Annotated in this window: 22 protein-coding genes and 1 pseudogene; 18 read left to right on the top strand and 5 right to left on the bottom strand. The window is 73.6% G+C overall.

What is annotated here, in order from left to right; genetic code table 11:
* Window positions 1-51 precede the first annotated feature (51 nt).
* The 6 genes and pseudogenes from LBW97_RS12225 to LBW97_RS12250 all read left to right on the top strand — a co-directional run bounded on the left by LBW97_RS12225 (window position 52) and on the right by LBW97_RS12250 (window position 8,265).
* Window positions 52-1,187: pseudogene (locus tag LBW97_RS12225) on the top strand (MFS transporter).
* A gap of 83 nt (window positions 1,188-1,270) precedes the next feature.
* Window positions 1,271-1,834: a (2Fe-2S)-binding protein gene (locus LBW97_RS12230; RefSeq protein WP_224499659.1), complete on the top strand. Its 564-nt coding sequence runs from the start codon at window positions 1,271-1,273 to the stop codon at window positions 1,832-1,834.
* Window positions 1,831-4,326, top strand: a complete 2,496-nt coding sequence (locus tag LBW97_RS12235; RefSeq protein WP_224499660.1) for a xanthine dehydrogenase family protein molybdopterin-binding subunit — start codon at window positions 1,831-1,833, stop codon at window positions 4,324-4,326. The genes LBW97_RS12230 and LBW97_RS12235 overlap by 4 nt, the downstream gene beginning before the upstream one ends.
* Complete coding sequence (locus tag LBW97_RS12240) at window positions 4,323-5,180, top strand: xanthine dehydrogenase family protein subunit M (protein WP_224499661.1); 858 nt, start codon at window positions 4,323-4,325, stop codon at window positions 5,178-5,180. Before LBW97_RS12235 ends, LBW97_RS12240 begins: the two co-directional genes overlap by 4 nt.
* A 106-nt stretch (window positions 5,181-5,286) precedes the next feature.
* Complete coding sequence (locus LBW97_RS12245) at window positions 5,287-6,441, top strand: SRPBCC family protein (protein WP_224499662.1); 1,155 nt, start codon at window positions 5,287-5,289, stop codon at window positions 6,439-6,441.
* Window positions 6,442-6,699: 258 nt separating this feature from the next.
* Window positions 6,700-8,265: an HNH endonuclease signature motif containing protein gene (locus tag LBW97_RS12250; protein ID WP_224499663.1), complete on the top strand. Its 1,566-nt coding sequence runs from the start codon at window positions 6,700-6,702 to the stop codon at window positions 8,263-8,265.
* Window positions 8,266-8,320: 55 nt separating this feature from the next.
* Here the strand turns inward: LBW97_RS12250 and LBW97_RS12255 are convergent, their stop codons facing one another.
* Both LBW97_RS12255 and LBW97_RS12260 read right to left on the bottom strand, forming a co-directional pair.
* Window positions 8,321-8,953, bottom strand: a complete 633-nt coding sequence (locus LBW97_RS12255) for an alpha/beta family hydrolase (protein ID WP_224499664.1) — start codon at window positions 8,951-8,953, stop codon at window positions 8,321-8,323.
* Entirely contained in the window at window positions 8,950-9,627 is a 678-nt protein-coding gene (locus LBW97_RS12260; protein WP_224499665.1) for a DedA family protein, read from the bottom strand. The genes LBW97_RS12255 and LBW97_RS12260 overlap by 4 nt, the downstream gene beginning before the upstream one ends.
* A 72-nt stretch (window positions 9,628-9,699) precedes the next feature.
* Between LBW97_RS12260 and LBW97_RS12265 the strand changes: the two genes are divergently transcribed.
* Entirely contained in the window at window positions 9,700-10,998 is a 1,299-nt protein-coding gene (locus tag LBW97_RS12265; RefSeq protein ID WP_224499666.1) for an amidohydrolase family protein, read from the top strand.
* Window positions 10,999-11,005: 7 nt separating this feature from the next.
* Here LBW97_RS12265 and LBW97_RS12270 read toward each other — a convergent pair whose 3' ends face one another.
* A complete protein-coding gene (locus LBW97_RS12270) occupies window positions 11,006-11,479 on the bottom strand; it encodes a hypothetical protein (protein WP_224499667.1) in 474 nt (157 codons plus the stop codon).
* A gap of 162 nt (window positions 11,480-11,641) precedes the next feature.
* On the opposite strand from LBW97_RS12270, the gene LBW97_RS12275 reads away from it, so the two are divergent.
* The 4 genes from LBW97_RS12275 (at window position 11,642) to LBW97_RS12290 (ending at window position 13,342) form a co-directional block, all read left to right on the top strand.
* Window positions 11,642-12,004, top strand: coding sequence for a helix-turn-helix transcriptional regulator (locus LBW97_RS12275; protein ID WP_224499668.1), 363 nt, complete (start codon window positions 11,642-11,644; stop codon window positions 12,002-12,004).
* On the top strand, window positions 12,001-12,501 hold the full coding sequence (locus LBW97_RS12280; RefSeq protein WP_224499669.1) for an SRPBCC family protein: 501 nt from the start codon (window positions 12,001-12,003) through the stop codon (window positions 12,499-12,501). The genes LBW97_RS12275 and LBW97_RS12280 overlap by 4 nt, the downstream gene beginning before the upstream one ends.
* A 74-nt stretch (window positions 12,502-12,575) precedes the next feature.
* The gene (locus LBW97_RS12285; protein WP_224499670.1) at window positions 12,576-12,962 is read left to right on the top strand and encodes a DoxX family protein; all 387 of its coding nucleotides are present in this window, start codon (window positions 12,576-12,578) and stop codon (window positions 12,960-12,962) included.
* The gene (locus LBW97_RS12290; protein WP_224499671.1) at window positions 12,953-13,342 is read left to right on the top strand and encodes a VOC family protein; all 390 of its coding nucleotides are present in this window, start codon (window positions 12,953-12,955) and stop codon (window positions 13,340-13,342) included. Before LBW97_RS12285 ends, LBW97_RS12290 begins: the two co-directional genes overlap by 10 nt.
* 16 nt (window positions 13,343-13,358) lie before the next feature.
* On the opposite strand, the gene LBW97_RS12295 is transcribed toward LBW97_RS12290, so the two are convergent.
* Window positions 13,359-14,162, bottom strand: a complete 804-nt coding sequence (locus LBW97_RS12295) for an MBL fold metallo-hydrolase (RefSeq protein WP_224499672.1) — start codon at window positions 14,160-14,162, stop codon at window positions 13,359-13,361.
* 43 nt (window positions 14,163-14,205) lie between these two features.
* On the opposite strand from LBW97_RS12295, the gene LBW97_RS12300 reads away from it, so the two are divergent.
* The 5 genes from LBW97_RS12300 (at window position 14,206) to LBW97_RS20475 (ending at window position 19,458) form a co-directional block, all read left to right on the top strand.
* Entirely contained in the window at window positions 14,206-15,720 is a 1,515-nt protein-coding gene (locus LBW97_RS12300) for a TldD/PmbA family protein (protein WP_224499673.1), read from the top strand.
* A complete protein-coding gene (locus LBW97_RS12305) occupies window positions 15,717-17,123 on the top strand; it encodes a TldD/PmbA family protein (protein WP_224499674.1) in 1,407 nt (468 codons plus the stop codon). The genes LBW97_RS12300 and LBW97_RS12305 overlap by 4 nt, the downstream gene beginning before the upstream one ends.
* A 220-nt stretch (window positions 17,124-17,343) precedes the next feature.
* On the top strand, window positions 17,344-17,646 hold the full coding sequence (locus LBW97_RS12310; protein WP_224499675.1) for a hypothetical protein: 303 nt from the start codon (window positions 17,344-17,346) through the stop codon (window positions 17,644-17,646).
* Window positions 17,647-17,744: 98 nt separating this feature from the next.
* Window positions 17,745-18,233, top strand: coding sequence for a hypothetical protein (locus LBW97_RS12315; protein ID WP_224499676.1), 489 nt, complete (start codon window positions 17,745-17,747; stop codon window positions 18,231-18,233).
* Window positions 18,234-18,432: 199 nt separating this feature from the next.
* Window positions 18,433-19,458, top strand: coding sequence for a C40 family peptidase (locus LBW97_RS20475; protein WP_224499677.1), 1,026 nt, complete (start codon window positions 18,433-18,435; stop codon window positions 19,456-19,458).
* Between the two features lie 6 nt (window positions 19,459-19,464).
* On the opposite strand, the gene LBW97_RS12325 is transcribed toward LBW97_RS20475, so the two are convergent.
* Window positions 19,465-20,037, bottom strand: coding sequence for a YdeI family protein (locus LBW97_RS12325; RefSeq protein ID WP_224499678.1), 573 nt, complete (start codon window positions 20,035-20,037; stop codon window positions 19,465-19,467).
* Between the two features lie 125 nt (window positions 20,038-20,162).
* Between LBW97_RS12325 and LBW97_RS12330 the strand changes: the two genes are divergently transcribed.
* Both LBW97_RS12330 and LBW97_RS12335 read left to right on the top strand, forming a co-directional pair.
* Window positions 20,163-20,876, top strand: coding sequence for a histidine phosphatase family protein (locus LBW97_RS12330; RefSeq protein ID WP_224499679.1), 714 nt, complete (start codon window positions 20,163-20,165; stop codon window positions 20,874-20,876).
* Window positions 20,857-21,747: an NAD(P)H-hydrate dehydratase gene (locus tag LBW97_RS12335; RefSeq protein ID WP_224499680.1), complete on the top strand. Its 891-nt coding sequence runs from the start codon at window positions 20,857-20,859 to the stop codon at window positions 21,745-21,747. Before LBW97_RS12330 ends, LBW97_RS12335 begins: the two co-directional genes overlap by 20 nt.
* Window positions 21,748-21,810 lie beyond the last annotated feature (63 nt).

Consider the following 21,810-nt stretch of genomic DNA (forward strand, 5'->3'; position numbering starts at 1 on the left):
GTCGCGCTGGCGCTGGGTGGTTTCGCGATCGGCACCACCGAGTTCGTGACGATGGGGCTGCTGCCGGACATCGCCGAGGGCGTCGCCATCGACATCCCCACCGCGGGCCACGTCATCTCGCTCTACGCGCTGGGCGTCGTCGTCGGGGCTCCGGTCATCGCGGCGCTGGGCACCCGGCTGCCGCGCCGCGCCCTCTTGCTCGTCCTGATGGTGGCCTTCATCGTCGGCAACGCGCTGACCGCCCTCGCGCCCGGCTACGGCTCGCTGCTCGCTTCGTGGCCGGCCTGCCGCACGGCGCCTACTTCGGCGTCGCCTCGCTGGTCGCGGCCTCGCTCGTCGCCCCGCACCTGCGCGGCCGTGCGGTCAGCTCGGTCATGCTCGGCCTGGCGCTCGCCAACCTCGGCGGGGTGCCCGCCGCGACCTGGCTCGGCCAGGAGTTCGGCTGGCGCAGCGCCTACTGGGCCGTCGTGGTCATCGCGCTGCTGACCATCGCCGCGGTCACCGCCGTCGTCCCCGGCGCCCCGGGCAACCGGGAGGCCACCGTGCGCTCGGAGCTGGGCGCGCTGCGCCGGCCGCAGGTGCTGCTCACGCTGGTCGTCGGTGTCGTCGGCTTCGGTGGGATGTTCGCCGTCTACAGCTACATCGCGCCCCTGGTCACCGACGTGACCGGGATGTCCCGCGGCTCGATCCCGTGGGTGCTGTTCGCCTTCGGCGCCGGCGGCGTGGTGGGGACGGCGCTCGGCGGGCGGCTCGCCGACCTCGCGCTGTTCCGCTCCCTGGTGGGCACCATGATCGCGACCGGCGTGCTGCTGGCGCTGGTCCCCCTGGCGGCCCGCACGCCGTTCACCGTCGTGGCGTTCATCTTCGCCGTCGGCGCCACCGCGTCGGCGCTCGTCGTCTGCCTGCAGATGCGCCTCATGGAGGTCGCCGGCGAGGCGCAGATGCTGGGCGCGGCGCTGAACCACTCCGCGCTCAACGCGGCCAACGCGCTGGGCGCCTGGCTGGGTGGGCTGGTCATCGCCGCGGGGCTCGGCTACACCGCTCCGGGCATGGTGGGTGCCGGCCTGGCAGGGCTCGGCCTGGTCGCGCTGACCGCCTCGGCGCTGCTGCGGCGGCGGGAGCTGCGCCGGCTCGCCGACGACGCCGGGGCCGGAGTTCCGGATCCCGCGAAGGTCAGCGTGGCCTAAGTCACTCCTCCGGGTGCAGACTCCGGGTCGGGCCCCGCGGTTCACCGCGGTGCCGGCGACCCCTGCAACCAAGCGGAGGACTGATGACCCCCATCACCGTGCGCGTGGACGACGCGTCCTACACCGACGACGTCGAACCGCGGACCCTGCTGGTCCACTACCTGAGGGAGCAGCTCGGCAAGGTCGGGACGGTCGTCGGCTGCGACACCAGCAACTGCGGCGCCTGCACCGTGCACCTCGATGGCGAGGCCGTGAAGAGCTGCACGGTCCTGGCGATCCAGGCCGACGGCTGCGAGGTGACGACCATCGAGGGCCTCGCCCGCGGTGCGGAGCTGCACCCGGTCCAGAAGGCCTTCCACGAGATGCACGGCCTGCAGTGCGGCTACTGCACGCCCGGGATGATCATGGCCTCGATCGACCTGCTCAAGGACAACCCCGACCCCAGTGACGACGAGGTGCGCGAGGGCATCGAGGGGAACCTCTGCCGCTGCACCGGCTACCAGAACATCGTCCGCGCCGTCCGCTCCGCGGCGGCCGAGATGCGCGGCGGATCGGACGGGACGGGCGACGGCTCCGTCCCGCCCGCCTCGGTCTCGCCGGCAGTGGTCGACACCGCCGCCGCTCCGCACGTGGCGGCGCAGTCGTGACCGCCGTCGAGGACCGCACCGGGACGCCGGCGCCGGAGAAGGAGATCGGCAAGGCGCGCCGCCGCAAGGAGGACGCCCGGCTGATCACCGGCCGCACGACGTGGACCGACAACACGGTGCTGCCGGGGATGCTGCACCTCGCCGTCGTCCGCTCGCCCGTGGCGCACGCGCGGATCACGAACGTCGACGTCAGCGCGGCGCGCGAGGCGCCCGGCGTCGTCGCCGTCTACACCGGGCAGGACTTCGCCGAGGAGCAGGGCTCGCTGCCCTGCGCCTGGCCGGTCACCCCCGACATGGTCAACCCGGGCCACCCCTCCATCGCCGTGGACCAGGTCAACCACGTCGGCGAGGCGGTCGCGATCATCGTGGCGCGGTCGAAGACCGCCGCCCAGGACGCCGTCGAGCTCACCGACATCGACTACGAGCTGCTGCCCGTCGTGCTGGACATGGAGCAGGCGGTGCAGGACGGCGCCGACCTCGTGCACGACCAGCTGGAGTCCAACACCAGCTACCACTTCGTCTTCGACGCCGGCGAGATGGGCACGGGCGGCGACACCGAGCAGGCGTTCTCCGGCGCCGACGTCGTCGTCAGCCGGCGCTTCGTGCAGCAGCGGCTGATCCCGGCCTTCATGGAGCCGCGCTCGGTCGTCGTCCAGCCGCAGGGCGACAACTACACGATGTGGTCCTCCACCCAGGTGCCGCACATCCTGCGGGTGATGGCCGCGATGGTCACCGGCATCCCGGAGCACAAGCTGCGCGTCATCGCCCCCGACGTCGGCGGCGGGTTCGGCGGGAAGCTGCAGGTGAACCCGGAGGAGATCCTCTGCCTGCTGATCGCCCGCCGGCTCGGCAAGCCGGTCAAGTGGACCGAGACCCGCAGCGAGTCGCTGATGACCGCCCACCACGGCCGCGACCAGGTCCAGTTCGTGGACATCGCCGCGGACCGCGAGGGCCATGTCAAGGGCCTGCGCGTGCGGCTGCTGGCCGACATGGGCGCCTACCTCCGGCTGATCACGCCGGGGGTGCCCGCGCTCGGCGCCTTCATGTACCCGGGCATCTACAAGTTCCCGGCCTACCGCTTCGAGTGCGACGGCGTCTTCACCAACAAGGTGCCCACCGACGCCTACCGCGGCGCCGGGCGGCCCGAGGCGACCTTCGCGATCGAGCGGATCATGGACGAGCTCGCCGTCGAGCTCGGCATGGACCCGATGGAGCTGCGGCGGAAGAACTGGATCGACGCCGCCGAGTTCCCCTTCACCACCGTCGCCGGGCTGGCCTACGACAGCGGTGACTACGAGACGGCGACGCAGCAGGCGCTGGAGCTGCTCGGCTACGACGAGCTGCGCGCCGAGCAGCAGCAGCGTCGCGAGTCGAACGACCCGGTGCAGCTGGGCATCGGCATCTCGACCTTCACCGAGATGTGCGGCCTGGCGCCCTCCCGGGTGCTCGGCTCGCTCTCCTTCGGGGCCGGCGGCTGGGAGTCGGCGTCGATCCGGATGCTGCCCACCGGCAAGGTCGAGGTCGTCACCGGCTCGACGCCGCACGGGCAGGGCCACGAGACGGCGTGGAGCCAGCTGGTCGCCGACTCCCTCGGCGTTCCGTTCGAGGACGTCGAGGTGCTGCACGGCGACACCGCGATCTCGCCCCGCGGCCTGGACACCTACGGGTCGCGCTCGCTGGTCGTCGGCGGGTCCGCGGTCGTGAAGGCGGCGGACAAGGTGATCGCCAAGGCGCGGAAGATCGCCGCGCACCTGCTGGAGGCCAGCGAGGACGACCTCGATTTCTCCGGCGGCACGTTCTCCGTGCGCGGGACGCCAGGGGCCGGCATCAGCATCCAGGAGATCGCGCTGGCGATCTTCGCCGCGCACGACTACCCGGAGGGCATCGAGCCCTCGATCGACGCCGAGGCGACGTTCGACCCGGAGAACTTCTCCTTCCCGCACGGCACCCACCTCTGCGCCATGGAGGTCGACACCGACACCGGGTTCGTGAAGATCCGCAAGTACGCCTGCGTGGACGACATCGGCACGATCGTGAACCCGCTGATCGTCGAGGGGCAGATCCACGGCGGCCTGGCGCAGGGCATCGCCCAGGCGCTGTACGAGGAGGCCATCTACGACGCCGACGGCAACCTCACCACCGGCACGTTCGTGGACTACCTGGTGCCCTCGGCGGCGGACCTGCCGCACTTCGACACCGGCAACACGGTGCACACCGCGCCCGGCAATCCGATCGGTGCCAAGGGCGTGGGCGAGGCCGGCTGCATCGCGTCGACTCCCGCGGTGGTGAACGCCGCGCTGGACGCCGTCCGGCATCTCGGCGTGAGCGACATCCGCATGCCGTTGACACCCGAACGCGTCTGGCGGGCCATCCATCAGGGCGGTGACGGCGGTGATCGCGCCGCCGCCGGCAGCAACGCCTACGGCGGCGCGCAGACCGAGACCACTGCCGGCGTCTCCACGGACGCCTCGTCGCTGGGAGGCGACCGATGATCCCCGCACCCTTCGCCTACGCCCGGCCCACGACGGTGGACGAGGCGCTGCAGGCCCTCGCCGCGGGCGGCGAGGACGTCAAGGTCATGGCCGGTGGGCAGTCGCTCATCCCGGTCATGCGGCTGCGGCTGGCGGCGCCGGAGACCGTCGTCGACCTGAGCAAGGTCGAGGGCTTGCGCGGTGTGCGGGACGACGGCGACGCGATCGTCATCGGCGCCATGACGACGCACTCCGACGTCCTCTCCGACCCGCTGATCGCCGAGCACGCACCGCTGATCGCCGAGGCGACCGGCACCGTGGCCGACCGGCAGGTACGGCACCGTGGCACCTTCGGCGGGGCGCTCGTGCACGCCGACCCCGCCGGTGACCTGCCGGCGGTGGCCCTGGCGCTGGACGCCGAGTTCGTCGTCGTCGGGCCGTCGGGGCAGCGCACCGTGCCGGCCAGTGAGTTCTTCGTGGACTACCTGACCACCGCGGTCGGCGAGGGCGAGCTGCTCGTCGAGGTGCGGGTGCCGAAGCTCGCCGGGGAGTGGGGCATGCGGTACGAGAAGTTCAACCGGGTGGCCCAGGCCTGGTCGATCGTGGCGGTGGCCGCCGTCGTCCGGCGGGAGAACGGCCGGATCGCCGAGGCCCGGATCGGGCTGACCAACATGGGGCCGACGCCGCTGCGCGCCCGCGCCGTCGAGGAGGCCCTGGCCGGGGCCGAGGCGACGCCGGATGCCGTGGGTGCGGCCGCGGCGCGGGCCGCGGAGGGCACCGAGCCGAGCAGCGACCTGAACGCCCAGGCCGACTATCGGCAGCACCTGGCCACCGTGCTGACGCGCCGGGCGGTGAGCGCCGCCGCCGGGCTGTAGTTTCGACGGAAGGACCCCGTCCTCCCCACCCCTCGCATGCTCGGGGCGGGCCCCTGGACGGGGCCTTCTGCTGGTCGAGTCACGTCGTTTCCTGTCGGAGGTCACCGTGCAGCTGGAGAACTCGTTCACCGTTCCGGTTCCCGTCGACGAGGCGTGGCGGGTGCTGCTCGACATCGAGCGGATCGCCCCGTGCATGCCCGGTGCGGCGGTGGACTCGGTGACCGGTGACGACTTCACCGGCCGGGTGAAGGTGAAGCTCGGGCCGATCAACCTGACCTATCAGGGCAAGGCGTCGTTCGTCGAGAAGGACGAGGTCGCGCACCGCGCCGTCATCGACGCGAAGGGCAAGGACCAGCGGGGCAACGGCACGGCGGCAGCGACCGTGACCGCCACGCTCAAGGCCGAGGGGTCGGGCACCCGGGTCGACGTGCTCACCGACCTGAACATCACCGGGCGGCCGGCCCAGTTCGGCCGCGGCGTGATGACCGACGTCGGCAACAAGCTGCTCGGCCAGTTCGCCGACAAGCTCGCCGCGCAGCTGGGTGAGGGTGACGCGCAGGGCGACGCCGAGCGGGAGAGCGCGGCGCAGAAGGTCGTGGCGACGGCGGCGGGCGCGGTCGAGGAGATCGCCGCCTCCGCCGAGCAGGCCGCCGGGAACGGCGCGGTCAAGAAGGCGGCCGCGGCGACGAAGAAGGCTGCGGCGTCGACGACGGAGAAGGTGACGTCGGCCTCCGCGGACAGCGAGGCGGGCACGGCGAAGGCGGCACCCGCGAAGGGTGCTGCGGCGAAGGGTGCTGCGGCCAAGGCCGCACCGGCGAAGGCTGCTCCCGCCAAGGCCGCGTCCGCGCGGAAGGCCACGGCGCCGGCCGTCACCGTCGTGCCCGACGGGGCGCCCACTCCCGCGGACACCGCGCCGGCCGCTGGCGACACCGCTCCTGCGGCGGCTGAGACGGCTCCGGCTGCCCGGGACACCGCGCCCGGCGCGAAGGCGCCCAGCACGCCGCCCAAGGGTCCGACGGCTCCGCCGGCCCGGCCTGCCACCGGGGCGCCGCTGCGCAGCGTGCCGTCGGGCGGCCCGGCGCGGTCGACCGCGCCTGCGGCTCCTGCGGCCACCGTCCGCCCGAAGCAGGCGGAGCCGGAGCCGATCGACCTGCTCGAGGTGGCCGGCGGGGCGGCGCTGTCCCGGTACGCAGCTCCGGCGGCCGGAGTGGCCGCGGTGGTGCTGCTCGTGACGCTCGTCGTGCGCCGCCGCCGTCGCTGAGTTCTGCCCCTGAGCCCGGCTCTCCCTGAGCCCGGCTCTCCCTGAGCGCGGCTCCCCCTGAGGCCGGCTCCCCCTGAGGCCGGCTCCCCCTGAGCGCGGCTCCCCCTGACGCCGGCTCCCCCTGAGCGCGGCTCCCCGGAACCGTCGAGGCCCGATGGCGCAGGAAGTTCCTGGTCAGCCTCGCGCCGACGCCGAAAATTGTCAGACCCCTGCCGCATACTCGTACACATGTTCGAGGGTGGTGGCTACGGAGTCGGCGTGACAGTCGCCGTCCTCGACGTGCCGCCGTGGCCGGCCGAGTTGGTGCCGGCGGGTGTGACGGCGCGGCCCTCGCGCCTGGGCGAGGTCATGCCCGTGGGGGCGCGCACCTCGCCGGAGATCGCGGTGGAGCTGCAGCGCATCGAGCAGCTCGAGGCGCGGCTGGCGGCCTACCGCACCGAGCTGATCGGCGAGCTCGCTGCCCGCCGGCCCGACAGCCTCGACCGCCAGATCGGCGAGCCCGGTGCCGCCTCACCCGACTGGCTGCCCGGTGCGGAGAACGAGCCCGTCCCGGGGGTGAGCGAGTTCTTCGCCGACGAACTGGCGCACATCCTGAACTGCTCCCGCACCGCGGCCACCACGCTCGCCGACCAGTCGCTCGTGCTGCTGAGGAACCTCACGGGCACCTGGGCGGCGCTCGCGGACGGAGCGCTGGACTGGCCCCGGGCTCGCGCGCTGGCCGTCGAGCTGGGCCCGATCGCCCGGGACGTCGAGCCGCAGGTCCTCGCCGAGATCGAGGCGGCGGTCCTGCCCCGCGCCGCCGAGCTGTCCATCTCCCGGCTCCGGGCAGCGGCGCGAGCGGAACTGCTGCGGCGCGACGAAGAGGCCGCCGAGCGGCGTCGGAAGCAGGCGCAGCGCCGGGCGGACGTGACCGTGAAGCCCCGCCCCGACGGCATGGCCGAGTTCACCGTCTTCCTGCCTCGTCCGATGGCCCGGGCCGCGTTCGACACGGTCGACCGGTACGCCCGGATGGCCAAGGCGGACGATCCGTCCCGACCGATCGGCGAGCTCCGGGTCGGGGTCTTCCTCGACCTGATGCTGCGCCCCTGGGACGCGAGCCGCCCGCCGGTCACCGCGCACCTGACCGTCATCGCCCCGCTGCCCGCGGACCCCACCTCGCCCGCCCCGTCGGCCGAGGTGGACGGGCAGCCGATCACCACGTCTCAACTGCGCGAGCTGCTGGAGCGGCTCGACGCGATGTGCCCGGGCGGACTGCGGGCTCCGGCCGGCGGCTCCCTCGACCTCGCGCTCGTCGACCCGCGGACCGGCGCGCTGCGGGCCACGGTCACCCGGCATCAGCTGGAAGGGCTGGCCCGCCGTGGCTGTCCGATCCATCCGGACGGCGACTGCGGCTGCTCCGTGCTCGACCGTCCTCCCGCGACGGACCGGTATCGACCATCCGTGGCGCAGCGGAGATTCACCACGGTGCGGGACCGGACGTGCCGGCATCCCGGCTGCGGCAATTCCGCCGGCTGGGCGGATCTGGACCATGTCGTCCCGCACGCCGAGGGCGGCGAGACGAGCTGCGAGAACCTCTGCTGTCTGTGCCGCCGGCACCACCGGCTGAAGACGTTCGCGCCCGGATGGCGCTTCGAGATGACTCCCGACGGCGCGCTGAGCGTGACCACACCGAGCGGCATCACCCGGACCACCCGACCGCCGGGCTACTGGGCGGCGATGGGCTATCCGGAACCGCCTGTCGAGGCGCAGCTCATGGCCCAGGTCGGCGCGGGGTCAGGAGGCGCGGCTGCTGGCTACGAGGTGGACGATCCGCCGCCGTTCTGAGGCGAAGCCTGCTCCTTGGCAGTTCGTGGCGGGGGAGAACGTGGCGGGGGAGTGCTCAGTGCGGGAGGACCTCGGTGAGCCACGACATCGCCGCGGCCGCGACCAGGTGCGGGTTCTTCTTCAGCGAGTGGTCGCCCGGCACGGCGTACACCGACGCCCCGGGATGCCCCTGGAGTGCCGCCGCGACGTGCTCCGGCAGGCCCATCGCGTCGGTCTCGCCCTGCACCACGACCAGCGGCACCGGCACCCCGACGAGCTCCGGCGCGCGGCTCTTCTCCGGCTTCCCCGGCGGATGCAGCGGGAACGCCAGCGTCAGCACGCCGGCCGCGCCCTGCTCCGCCGCCGTCCGGCAGGCCACCCGCGCCCCGGCGCTGCGGCCGCCCAGCACCAGCCGGCCGGGCAGGCGGTCCAGCAGGCGCAGCCGGTCCAGCACCGCGTGCCACGCCTCGTCCAGCCTCGGCGGCGCGGGCGCGATCCGCTTCCCCGCCACCCGCCACGGCTGGTCCACCCGGTGCACCAGCCACCCCGCATCCGCAGCCTCGGCAGCCAGCACCGCCAGGTCCTCGGACTCCGACCCGCCGCCTGCCCCGTGGCCGAGCACCAGCGTGCCCGTGCGGCCGTCCCCGGCCGAGAGGACGCGTGCCGGTCCGTGCGGGGTGTCGACCGGCGTCGTCGTCGGACCGGTCACGCCTCGTCGCGCTCGTCGGCCGGCAGGTGCGCCCCGGCGCCGCGGGGACGCTGCAGCCGGCCGCTCAGCTTCTTCCAGAGGAACCAGCCGACGACGAGCGCCACCGCCCCGACGACGAGGTAGTCCATGTACTGCAGGTACTCGTTGATCAGGTCCCCGAGCGCGACGCCGAGTCCGATGAGCACGCTGTTCCAGATCAGGCTGCCGGCTGTCGTGAACAGCAGGAACTGCCCGAACGGCATCCGCACGACGCCGGCCGGCACCGAGATGAAGCTGCGCACGATCGGGACCATCCGCCCGAAGAACACCGCCGATCGGCCGTGGCGCTCGAACCAGGCGAAGGTCTTGTCCACGTCGGCGGTCTCCACCAGCGGCAGCCGGTCGAGGAAGGCGTGCGACCGCCGCGGCCCGAGAGCCCTGCCGATGTAGTAGAAGAAGATCGCGCCCAGGACCGAGCCCAGGGTGGCGAAGAGGATGACCGGGACGACGTTCATCTCCCCGTCGTTGATCAGCACACCGGCCAGCCCCAGGACCGCCTCGCTGGGGATCGGCGGGATGACGGTCTCGGCCAGGATGGCCAGGCCCACCCCCACCGGGCCCAGCGACTGGACGAGGTCCAGCAGGAATCCGGTGATCCCACCCTCGTCGGACGTGGCGGCGGCGAGGAGGTCCATGCCGCCCACGGTATCGGCGGCTCCGGTGCGCTGCCGCGACGCGTGCCCGAGACGCCACTACCGTCGGCAGGCATGCGCCAGCGATTCACCGCCCGGGCCGCCGTCGTCGGCGACCGCGCCGGAACCGTCGTCCCGGACGCGGTGGTGGACGTCCTCGACGGCCGCATCGCCTGGATCGGCCCCGCGGCGGAGGCCCCGGACGCGGCGGACGCCGAGGTGGTCGCGCTCCCCGGCGTCCTCACGCCCGGCCTGGTGAACACCCACTCGCACGCCGCGATGGTGCTGTTCCGAGGCCAGGGCGAGGGGTTGCCCCTGGACCGCTGGCTGCAAGAGGTGATGTGGCCGCGCGAGGCCCGCCTCACGCCCGAGGACGTCGAGGTCGCCATGACCGCGGCGTCGGCGGAGATGCTGGGCAACGGCATCACCACCAGCGTCGAGATGTACTTCCACCCCGAGCGGATCGCCGCCGCCGTCACCACCACCGGCGCGCGGGCCGTGATCGCGACGCCCCTGCTGCCGCTGCCGGGCATGCCGCCCATGGAGGAGCAGCTGCGCTCCGCCGTCGCCCTGGCCGCGACCGCCCCCGACGACGGCACCGTCGAGTACGGCCTCGGCCCGCACGCCGCGTACACCGTGCCGCTCCCGCTGCTGGCCGACGCCGCCCGCGCCGCCCGCGAGCACGGCCTGCTGCTGCACCTGCACGTGGCGGAGACGGCCACCGAGGGCGACGACCTCCTCGCCGCGCACGGGCTGAGCGTCCCGGCGCTGCTCGCCTCCTACGACGTGCTCGGCGGGCGGGTGCTCGCCGCGCACTGCGTGCATCTGGACGACGCCGACCAGGAGCTGTGGCAGGAGTACGACGTCGCCGTCGCGCACTGCCCGGCGAGCAACGCCAAGCTCGCCAGTGGCGTCGCGCCGGTCCGCCCGATGCTCGACCGCGGCATCCGGGTGGGCCTGGGCACCGACGGGCCGGCATCGAACGACTCCCTCGACCTCTTCGCCGACCTGCGCCTGGCCGCGGGCATGGCCCGCCTGCGCGAGCGGTCGGCGACCGCGCTCACGGCCGCCGAGGCGGTCTGGCTGGCCACCGGAGCGGCGGCCGACGCGATCGGCCGCCCCGACCTGGGCCGGCTGGAGGCCGGCCGGCGCGCGGACCTCGTGCACGTCGACACCCGCGACCTCGTCTTCGAGCCGGTCGGCGACCCGGGTGACGTGCTCGCCCACCTCGTCTGGTCCGGCGCCGGCCGCCACGTGCGCGACGTCTGGGTGGGCGGCCGGCCGGTCGTCCGCGACGGCGCGAGCACCACGGTCGACGTCGACGCCCTGCGGGTGGACGTCGCGGAGCGCGCCGCCCGGCTCGCCACGGGCTGAGCCGGGCTCAGGCGTCCGACCGCAGGGCGTCGTCGGTCCACGCGTGGACGTGGTCGCCGAGCACGACGGTCACCCAGCCGTCGCAGAGCAGTGCCGGGCCCTCGCCGAGGTCGGGCCAGTCGCCTCCACCGTCGAAGGGCATGCCCACCTGCGGCAGCGCGGTGCAATCGGCGGGCGGCGCGGCGTCCGGCAGCTCCAGGTCGACGCGCACGCTGCCGTCGTCGTCCCCCGAGGCGTCGCCGGGACGGACGACCGTGACGTGGGTGCCCGCCGCGCGGGTCCACTCGGGTACGAGGTCCCGCGGAGCGCGGTCGGCCGTCGAGTACGCCGTGGTGTCCGTGTGGCCCTGCAGTTCGGCCAGCACCTCGCCCGGGCTGTCCACTCCGGGCGGCATGGTCACCATCAGCCCGGCGACCGCCACGCCGCCCAGCGCCACCACGAACGCCCCGCCCAGCACCGTCTTCTTCGCTCTGTTCGCCATGCGCAGAGCCTGGGTGAGGAGACCGTCAGCGGGCGTCGGTCGGCAGGATGATCTCGCCGTAACCCCCTGGTCGGATCCTTGTTCAACCAAACGGTTGACCACAGCCCACGACAGGGGCTAGCTTCGTTATCAACCGAAAGGTTGAGCAACGAGGAGGACGACGTGCCGGCTGATCCGCTCTCCCGGGTGTTCTCGGCGCTGGCCGACCCCACCCGGCGGGACATGGTCGCGCAACTGGCGATCGGTGACGCCACGGTGAGCGAGCTCGCCGCCCCCTTCGACGTGAGCCTCCAGGCCGTCTCCAAGCACCTCAAGGTGCTCGAGGAGGCCGGTCTGGTGAGCCGGAGCCGGGACGCCCAGCGGCGCCCGGTCCACCTCGAGGCGGAGGTGTTCGACCTGATGACCAAGTGGATCGAGCGCTACCGCCGTCGTGCCGAGGCCCGCTACCGCCGCCTCGACGACGTCCTCCGGTCCATGCCGGAGGAGCCGACACCCACCCTCCCGCAGGAAGGAACCCCGTCATGACCAGCACCACCCACCGCGAGACCCAGATCGTCGCCGACCCCGACGTTCCGCTCATCCGGATCACCCGCGAGTTCGACGCTCCGCGGGGAAAGGTCTTCCGGGCCCACACCGACCCCGAGCTCGTCGCCCAGTGGCTCGGGCCGCGGGACCTCACGATGACGATCGACCACTACGACTGCCGCACCGGCGGCTCCTACCGCTACGTCCACTCGCAGGGCGACGAGGAGTACGGCTTCCACGGCTGCTTCCACGAGGTGCGGCCGGACGAGCTGATCGTGCAGACCTTCACCTTCGAGGGCTGGCCCGACGGCGTCGCCCTGGAGAAGCTCGTGCTGGAGGACCTCGGCGACGGCCGCACGCGGCTGACCGCGACGTCGCTCTGCGACTCCTTCGCCGACCGCGACGCCATGCTCTCCAGCGGCATGGACGTCGGCGTCAACGAGGGCTACGCCAAGCTCGACGAGCTCCTTGCTCGCGACGGGGCCGGTGCGCGATGACGACCACGGCGCCCCGGGCCGCCGCGACAGGACGGCGGCACGGGCGCGGCCGTGCCGGAACCATCATCGGGTGGGTGCTCCGGCTCGGGCTGGCCGCGGTGTTCGCCGGGGCAGGCCTGGCGAAGCTCGCCGGTGATGCGGCGATGGTCGAGATGTTCGCCGACATCGGGGCCGGTCAGTGGCTGCGGTACGCCGTCGGCTCGTGCGAGCTGCTCGCGGCGGGAGGGCTCGTGCTCCCCCGGCTGGCGGGGCCGGCCGCCTGTGGCCTGGTCGGCCTGATGATCGGGGCGACGCTGACCAACCTGTTCGTCCTCGAGGTGTCCGCCGCTGTGACGCTCGTCCTCCTGGCCGCGTCCGCGGTGGTGGCATGGGCCCGGTGGGACGACGTCCGCGCGCTGTCTCCGGTTCGCGGTCGCCGTCCGGCGGCGTCGGCGAGCGCCGTGGAGTCCCCGTGGAGCTGAAGCTCGAACTCGTGCCGATCCCGGTCGCCGACGTCGACCGGGCCAAGGCGTTCTACGCCGACACGCTGGGATTCCACGTCGACGTCGACGTCCGCCCCGTGGAGGGGGCCCGCGTCGTGCAGGTCACCCCGCCCGGGTCGTCCTGCTCGATCGGGTTCGGCACGGGCTTCGCGGCCTACGAGGGCACGCCCGGGTCGGTCCGGGCGCTGCACCTGGTGGTCGCCGACATCGAGAAGGCGCGCGCGGAGCTGGTCGGGCGCGGCGTCGAGGTCGACGAGGTCAGCGGCGGCGGGGGCGTGCTGTTCGCCGGGTTCAGCGACCCCGACGGCAACGGCCTGATCCTGCAGGAGATGGCCTGGCGCACGGAGGAGAACTTCTGATCAGGCGCCGTCCACCTCACGCGCGCAGCGACATCGTCTCGCCGCGGTAGGCGGGCCGGATCGTGCCGGGCAGCCGCCGGCGGGCGACCTCGGCCACGAAGTCACCCAGCGGCGAGGCGAACCGGTCGTAGTCGTCGTAGTGCACCGGCACGGTCATCGGCGGCTTCAGCAGCTCCACCAGATCCGCACCCTGCCGGTCGTCCATCGTCACCGTGAGACCGAGCGCCTTCGTCCCGCCCAGGTGCGGGATGACGACGTCCAGCGGCCCGCACCGCTCCAGCACCTCGCCCAGGAACGGCCGGAACAGCGTGTCGCCGCTGATGTAGCCCCGCCAGCTCACCTCGCCGCCGCGCACCAGCTCCAGCACGCTGCCCATCACCGGCGGCAGCACCTTCGCCAGCAGCCCCGGCCCGTGGACGCCGGGCACCGAGGTGATGCGCAGCTCGTCGTCGTCCTGCGCGAGCACGTGCTGCTGCCACGGCTCGAGGTCCGACGTCGCCTGGAAGCCCTTGCGGCCCAGCGCCTTCGCCGCCTCCTGCGTCGTGACCACCGGCGTCGCCTTGTCCAGGTGGTCGGTGGCGATGTCGTCCCAGTGGTCACCGTGCAGGTGCGACAGGAGGATCGCGTCCAGGGCAGGCAGCTGGGTCGGCTGCAGCGCCGGGTCGGTGAGCCGCTTGGTCCACAGCCCCTTGCCCAGGTAGGCGCGCTGGCCGCGGTGCAGGAAGCTCGGGTCGGTGAGCAGGGTGAACGGCCCGACCCGCAGCAGCATGGTGGCGTTGCCGCCGAAGGTCATCGTCACGTCGTCCACGAGGTCGGGCATGCGCTCGCGCTTACCCGCGCGCGGCGCTGGTAGACAAGGGGCCGTGCCAGCACCCCGCGCCATCGACGAGGCGTTCCTCGCGCTGCCGCTGTCCGCACTGACCGACGCCGCCCTCACCCGGGCCGTCGACCTCGGTTGCGAGCACGCCGACATCCGCGTCGAGCGCATCCGCACGCAGACGATCAGCCTCCGCGACGCCCGCCCCGAGTCCTTCACCGACGGCGAGGATCTCGGCCTCGCCGTCCGCGTCGTGCACGAGGGGACGTGGGGCTTCGCCGCCGGCGTCGTCCTCACCGCGGCCGAGGCGGTCCGCCTGGCCGAGGAGGCGGTCGCCGTCGCGCAGGTCGCCGCCGCGCTGAACCGCGACCGCGTCGAGCTCGCGCCCGAGCCGGTGTACGCCGACGCCACCTACGTCTCGGCCTACGACGTCGACCCCTTCACGGTTCCCGACGCCGAGAAGTCCGGGCTGCTCACCGAGCTCTCCGAGCAGCTGCTGGCCGCCGACGGCGTCGAGCACGTGCAGGCCGCCGCCATGCTCGTGAAGGAGCAGAAGTACTACGCCGACACCGCCGGCACCCGCACCACTCAGCAGCGCGTGCGCATCCACCCCGACTTCACCGCGCTCACCGTCGACCGCTCCACCGGCTCGTTCGAGAGCATGCGGACCATCGCCCCGCCGGCCGGCCGCGGCTGGGAGTACCTCACCGGCACCGGCTGGGACTGGCGCGCCGAGCTGGCCGAGATCCCCGAGCTGCTGCGGGAGAAGACCAAGGCGCCCTCGGTGCAGTCGGGCCGCTACGACCTCGTCGTCGACCCCTCGAACCTGTGGCTGACCATCCACGAGTCCATCGGCCACGCCACCGAGCTGGACCGGGCCCTCGGCTACGAGGCCGCCTACGCGGGCACCTCGTTCGCGACCCCCGACAAGCTCGGCAGCCTGCGGTACGGCTCGCCGATCATGAACGTCACCGGCGACCGTACGGCGCTGCACGGCCTGTCCAGCATCGGCTGGGACGACGAGGGCGTCGCCGCGCAGCAGTGGGACATCGTGAAGGACGGCGTCCTGGTCGGCTACCAGGTGGACCGCAACATGGCCCGGCTCCAGGGGATGGAGCGCTCGAACGGCTGCTCCTTCGCCGACTCGCCCGGTCACGTGCCGGTGCAGCGGATGGCGAACGTCTCGCTGCAGCCCGCGCCGGACGGCCCCTCGACCGAGGACGTGATCGCCGGCGTCGACCGTGGCATCTACGTCGTCGGCGACAAGAGCTGGTCGATCGACATGCAGCGCTACAACTTCCAGTTCACCGGCCAGCGGTTCTACCGGATCGAGGGCGGAAAGCTCGCCGGTCAGCTGCGCGACGTCGCCTACCAGGCCACGACGACGGACTTCTGGGGTTCCATGCGCGTCGTCGGCGGGCCGCAGACCTACGTCCTGGGCGGCGCGTTCAACTGCGGGAAGGCCCAGCCGGGCCAGACGGCGGCGGTCAGCCACGGCTGCCCCACGGCGCTGTTCGAGAACGTGAACATCCTGAACACCGTCGAGGAGGCCGGGCGATGAGCTCCCATCAGCGCGCGCAGGACCTGGTCGAGCAGGCGCTCGCCGCCTCCACCGCCGACGGGCAGCTCGCCTTCGTCGTCGACGGCTCGGAGGCGAACCTGCGGTGGGCGGGCAACAGCCTCACCACCAACGGCGCGATGCGCTCCCGCCAGGTCGTGGTCGTCTCGTTCGTGGACGGCGGCGCCGGCATGGCCTCGGGCACCGTGACCCGCAGCGGGACGCCGGACATCGCCGACCTGGTCGCCGCCAGCGAGCAGGCCGCCCGCGACGCCGGGCCCGCCGAGGACGCGATGCCGCTGATCGGCCCAGATCCCGAGGGCACCGCCCCGCCGGGTGCGGGCGACTGGGACGCGGACCCGGCCGACACCTCCATCGGCGTCTTCGCCGACTTCGCCCCGGCGCTCGGCCAGGCCTTCGGCGAGGCGGCCGATCGCGGCGAGCTGCTGTACGGCTTCGCCGAGCACCGGATGAGCACCACCTACCTGGGCAGCTCCACCGGCCTGCGGCTGCGGCACGACCAGCCCACCGGCCGGGTGGAGCTCAACGGCAAGACCCCCGACTTCGGCCGTTCGGTGTGGGCGGGCACCAGCACGCGCGACTTCAGCGACGTCTCGGTGGCCGACCTCGCCGCCGAGGTGCAGAAGAAGATGGCCTGGTCGCAGCGGCGGATCGACCTGCCCGCCGGGCGCTACGAGACGCTGCTGCCGCCGTCGGCGGTGAGCGACCTGATGATCTACCTGTACTGGACGATGGAGGCGCGGGACGCCGACGAGGGCCGCAACGTCTTCGCCAAGCAGGGCGGCGGCAACCGGATCGGCGACCGGCTGGCCGACCTGCCGCTGACCCTGCGCAGCGACCCGCACTTCCCGGGCCTGGAGGCCGCGCCGTTCCTGGTGACGGGCTCCTCGTCGGGCGGGGCGTCGGTGTTCGACAACGGCATGGCCACGCCCGCGGTGAACTGGATCGAGAACGGAGTGCTGGCGAACCTGTTCCGGCCCCGGGCCTGGGCGCTGAAGACGACGGCCCCGGCCGTCGCCGCCGTGGACAACCTGATCCTCGAGCAGCCCGGGGCGACGGCGACGCAGGAGGAGATGATCGCGGCCACCGACCGCGGCCTGCTGTTGACGACGCTCTGGTACATCCGCGAGGTCGATCCGCAGACGCTGCTGCTCACCGGCCTGACCCGCGACGGCGTCTTCCTCGTCGAGAACGGGGAGGTGACCGGCGCGGTCAACAACTTCCGGTTCAACGAGTCGCCGGTCGACCTGCTCGGGCGGGCGGTGCAGGCCGGGCGCACCGAGCGGACGCTGCCGCGGGAGTGGAACGACTGGTTCACCCGCACCGCCATGCCGACGCTGCGGATCCCGGACTTCAACATGAGCAGCGTGAGCCCCGCCAGCTAGGCGGGGTGGGGGCGTTCCGTCACAGTTGGCGACAAGTCGATCTCGCAGTGCTGGCGACTAATGACGGCGACGACACGTGAACGAAGAATTACTCTCGGTGGCGGAACATGAGCGCTCGGAAAGCTTCACCTCGGACGCAGATCTGCCGAAATCTTCCGTAGCTCGACATCCGTACATCGCATGCGGGCCCGCTTCCCGGGACCGTCGAGGGGAGGACTCCGTGAGCAGGAGTCGCAAGCCGTCCGTCTTCCAGGTGGGCAAGGTCCGGGACGACGGGCACACCGTCGTCATCTCCGGCTGGGGCCTCGGCCTCTGTGCCGCGGGCTGCGCCTGCCACCGCCACCCGTCCGCCGGTCACCTGGCCATCGCCGAGGACCAGGCCGGTGGCTCCATCGGGCTGGTCAGCTTCGCCGAGGGCGGCTGTACCTGCTGCGAGCCGTGGACCTCTGACGAGCTCACGGCGATCCTGCGCGACTTCCAGGCCATCTCCGGCCTGGAGGCCCAGGAGCCCCTCGCCGGCTGACGGAAGGACCCTCTCGCCCCCCGACCCTCGCTCCGCTCGGGCCGGGACCCTGCGAGAGGGCCGTTCCATCCGCGTGCGGTCGGGGTAGGCGCGTCGTCATGTTGGGACGCGCTGCCCTGAGGGGTGCCCTCGCCGGGATCGCCGGCGTCGCCGTGATGACGCTCGGCGAGAAGGCTGAGCAAGCGGTCACCGGGCGCCCGGACAGCTACGTGCCCGCGCGCACGCTCACCGCACTCAGCACCGGCCGCCGGCTCCCGGGTTCGGCCCGGCCGCCGGTGCGCAACCACCTCATGCACTGGGGCACCGGCGCCGCCGTCGGTGCCCTTCGTGGCATCTGGGCGGCCTCCGGCCTGCGCGGCTGGCGGGCGTCGGCCTGGCACACCTCCGTGCGGCTGGCCACCGACCAGACCCTGGAGAACGCCACCGGCGTCGGTTCGCCGCCCTGGACCTGGTCCCGCCGCGACCGGATCGTCGACGTCGGCCACAAGGCCGTCTACTCGCTCGTCACCGGTGCGCTCGCCGACCGGCTCGTGCCTCTCGCCCCGGATCGCCGGCCCGACGGCTCAGCCGGCCCGCGCCGCCGCTGAGCGGCCGTCGAGAGCTCGCCGAGGCGCTCGGGCGAGGCGGCTGACGCCTGCTGGGGCCGATGTGACGCATGAGGTTGCCCCAGGTCTTGCAATGGGCGCGCCGACCACTACTAGTCGACACCGCATCCCTACGGTCCGTGCTGACGCGCAAGGTTGAGGCCCCTTCCCCGGGCCCGGCGCAGCTGATCGGAGGCCCACGGTGCAGTCGCAACGCAGGACCACTCGTCGCCGCTCGCGTGCCGTCCTCGCGGTCGGCGCCGCCCTCATGGCGGCCGCGACCGCGACGCTCAGCCCCACCGTGGCGACCGCGGCCCCGGCCAACGCGGCCCAGGCCGCGGAGCTGGTCGCGCAGGCAGCGCAGCAGCTGACCGTCGTCGAGGCGCAGGTGCACGAGGCCGAGGAGATCGTCGCGTCGCACCACGCGGCCGCGGTCGCCGCCGGCGCCCAGGCCCAGGTGGCCCGCCAGGCCCTCGCCGTGCACGAGCCGCAGCTCCGCGCGATCGCCAAGAGCAGTTTCCAGAAGCAGGAGTCGCGCGTGGCGGCCTTCCTCACCAGCGAGTCCGCCGAGGACCTGGTGCAGCGGATGGCGACGCTGGACGTGATCGCCGCCCACACCAACAGCGTGATCGCCGAGGCCTCCGCCGCCCGCGCCACCGCCGAGCAGGCCGAGGCCACCGCGGCTCAGGCCGCTGCCGACGCGCAGGCATCCCTCGAGCAGCTGAAGGGCCAGCAGGCCGAGGTCCAGCGGCGCGCGGACGAGTACCAGTCCGACCTCGCCCGGCTGTCGGCCGCCGAGCAGGACCGGGTCTCGACCCTGGTCGCCGGTCCGAAGCTCGCCACCCCGGACGCCTCGGACCTGCCGGTGGCCCCGAACGGCGCCGCGGCGACCGCGATCCAGGTCGCGCTGTCGAAGGTGGGTCTGCCCTACCGGATGGGTGCATCGGGGCCGGGCGCGTTCGACTGCTCGGGCCTGACGTCCTACGCCTACGCCGCGGCAGGAGTGACCCTCCCGCGCAGCAGCAGGTCCCAGGCACAGATCGGCCGGCAGGTCACCCGCGCGGAGCTCCAGCCCGGCGACCTCGTCTTCTACTACACGCCGATCAGCCACGTGGCCCTCTACATCGGCGACGGGAAGATCGTGCACGCCCGCACGTACGGCACCCCGCTGTCGGTCACCACGGTGGACCAGGGCGGCTTCCGGTACGGCGTCCGCCTCACCGGCTGACCCCGGTCATCCCGCCGCACCGGCGAGCTCCTGCACCGCGGCGGCGATCCGCTTCGCGCGGGTGCCCGGCGTCGCCGCGGTGTGCACGCGCCACAGCACCGAGTACCGGTCCCCGCTCGTCAGGCCCTCGAACGCCGCCCGCGCCGCAGGGACGGCGTCCAGAGCGGCCGCGAGGTCGTCCGGCACGGTGATCGTGGCCGGCCCGGCGTAGGCGCGCTCCCAGCGCCCGTCGGCCTTCGCCGCCTCGACCGCGGCCAGCCCCGCCGGCCGCATCCGGCCCTGCTCGATCAGCCGGGCCACCGTCTCCACGTTCTTCAGCGACCAGACGCTGCGCGGCCGGCGCGGGGTGATCCGCTGCACGTACCAGGCGTCGTCGATCCGGTTCGCCCGGCCGTCGATCCAGCCGAAGCAGAGCAGCACCTCGACCATCCCGGCCCAGTCGACCGACGGCACGCCGGTGCCCTTCTTCGCGATCTTCACGTAGAGCCCCGGAGCGGTGGCGGCGTGCTCCTCCAGCCACGCCCCGAGCGCGGCCTGGTCGGCGAACGGCAGCACGGGGAGGTCGGTCGGGAGGGGCACGGGCGTCATCCTGCTCCCGGGGGGTGACGGTTTCGGGCGCGAGCTGCGCGGATACCGCCGGTCAGGAGCCGCAGGTCGCGGCCGGGACGGGGGCCGGTGTGCGGAATGGTGGGCCGGGCCCGTCGGTGCTGTGGGTCGTCCGGCACGGCGAGAGCATCGGCAACGTCGCCGACGCCCGCGCGCAGGCGGCCCGGGCCGGGCGCCTGGAGCTCGACGTCCGCGATCCCGACGTCCCGCTGTCGGACACCGGCCGCGCCCAGGCCGAGGCGCTCGGACAGCACCTGGCCGGCCTTCCGCCGGAGCAGCGACCCACCGCCGTCCTCAGCTCGCCGTTCGAGCGCGCGCTGACCACCGCGCAGCTGGCGACCGCGGGCCTCGACGTCCGCGTGCGCACCGACGAGCGGCTGCGGGAGCGCGACTTCGGCGCCTTCGACGGGATGACCGGGGCCGGCATCCGCGAGCAGTTCCCCGACGAGGCGCAGCGACGGGACCTGCTCGGCAAGTTCTACTACCGGCCACCGGGCGGGGAGAGCTGGGCCGACGTCGCCCTGCGGCTGCGCAGCCTCCTGGCCACCGAGGCGCTGGTCCTCGACGGCGAGCGGCTGATGATCGTGGCGCACCAGGCCGTGATCATGGTGCTGCGCTACGTCCTGGAGGAGCTGACCGAGCAGGAGCTGCTGGCCGCCGACCGGGAGGAGCAGGTCGCCAACGCCTCGCTCACCCGGTACGAGCGGAGCCCCGCCGGTGAGTTCGTGCTGGTCGAGTTCAACGCGGTGGGCCACCTGGTCGCCGCGGACGAGGACGTCACCGAGGAGCCCGATGCCGTCGGCCAGCCCTGATCCCACCGTCGTCACGCCCGAGGTGCTCCGGAGCTGGCCGCTGCCCGAGCCGGGCGGCGACAAGAACTCCCGCGGATCGGTCCTGGTCATCGGCGGGAGCACGGAGACGCTCGGCGCGGTGCTGCTCGCGGCGGAGGCCGCCCTGCGGGCCGGCGCCGGGAAGCTGCAGGTCGCCACGGTCGCGTCCATGGCGCCGTTCGCGGCCGCGGCGCTGCCCGAGGCGCTGGTGCGGGCACTGCCCGAGACCGACGGCGGGGCGATCCACCCGGACGCCGCCGACGTCGTCCGCGAGCTCGCCGAATCCGCCGGCGCCGTCCTGATCGGACCGGGGATGACCGACAAGGAGGCGATCGAGGGGTTCGGGAAGCGGCTGCTGCCGCACCTGACCGGCCCGCTGGCCCTCGACGCCCTCGGGCTCGCCACCGTCACGGCCGACGACGCCTGCCTGCACCACCTCGACGGCCGCGCCGTGCTGACCCCCAACCCGACGGAGATCGCGATCGCCCTGCACGTCGAGGACGACGAGGTCGACGCCGACCCCGCGGGGGCGACGGCCGACCTGGCCGCGCGGGCCCGCGTGGCGGTGGGGATGGGCGGGACGACGTCGTGGATCGCCACCCCCGACGGCCGCACCTGGCGGGACGACAGCGGCAACGCCGGGCTGGGGGTCTCGGGCTCCGGTGACGTCCGCGCGGGCATCACCGCCGGGCTGCTCGCCCGCGGCGCCGAGCCCGCACAGGCCGCGGTGTGGGCCGCGTGGCTGCACGGCAGGGCGGGGGAGCGGCTGGCGTCGTCGGTGGGCCGCGTCGGGTTCCTGGCCCGCGAGCTCCCCGCCGAGGTGCCGAGGGCGCTGGGGGAGGTCGCTCCCTGACCCCTCGGATCCGCCGCGTACGTTCACCCCTCGAGACGAGATCGACCGTTCGGAGGGGTGCAC

The sequence above is a fragment of the Blastococcus sp. LR1 genome (assembly GCF_020166105.1).
Classification (GTDB): domain Bacteria; phylum Actinomycetota; class Actinomycetes; order Mycobacteriales; family Geodermatophilaceae; genus Blastococcus.

Bases quoted from the DNA above. Each gene is read 5' to 3' on its own strand.
- LBW97_RS12270 (WP_224499667.1), bottom strand. From the start codon at position 11,479: ATGGCGAACAGAGCGAAGAAGACGGTGCTGGGCGGGGCGTTCGTGGTG.
- LBW97_RS12280 (WP_224499669.1), top strand. From the start codon at position 12,001: ATGACCAGCACCACCCACCGCGAGACCCAGATCGTCGCCGACCCCGAC.
- LBW97_RS12295 (WP_224499672.1), bottom strand. From the start codon at position 14,162: ATGCCCGACCTCGTGGACGACGTGACGATGACCTTCGGCGGCAACGCC.
- LBW97_RS12260 (WP_224499665.1), bottom strand. From the start codon at position 9,627: ATGGACCTCCTCGCCGCCGCCACGTCCGACGAGGGTGGGATCACCGGA.
- LBW97_RS12265 (WP_224499666.1), top strand. From the start codon at position 9,700: ATGCGCCAGCGATTCACCGCCCGGGCCGCCGTCGTCGGCGACCGCGCC.
- LBW97_RS12240 (WP_224499661.1), top strand. From the start codon at position 4,323: ATGATCCCCGCACCCTTCGCCTACGCCCGGCCCACGACGGTGGACGAG.
- LBW97_RS12305 (WP_224499674.1), top strand. From the start codon at position 15,717: ATGAGCTCCCATCAGCGCGCGCAGGACCTGGTCGAGCAGGCGCTCGCC.
- LBW97_RS12335 (WP_224499680.1), top strand. From the start codon at position 20,857: ATGCCGTCGGCCAGCCCTGATCCCACCGTCGTCACGCCCGAGGTGCTC.
- LBW97_RS12230 (WP_224499659.1), top strand. From the start codon at position 1,271: ATGACCCCCATCACCGTGCGCGTGGACGACGCGTCCTACACCGACGAC.
- LBW97_RS12315 (WP_224499676.1), top strand. From the start codon at position 17,745: ATGTTGGGACGCGCTGCCCTGAGGGGTGCCCTCGCCGGGATCGCCGGC.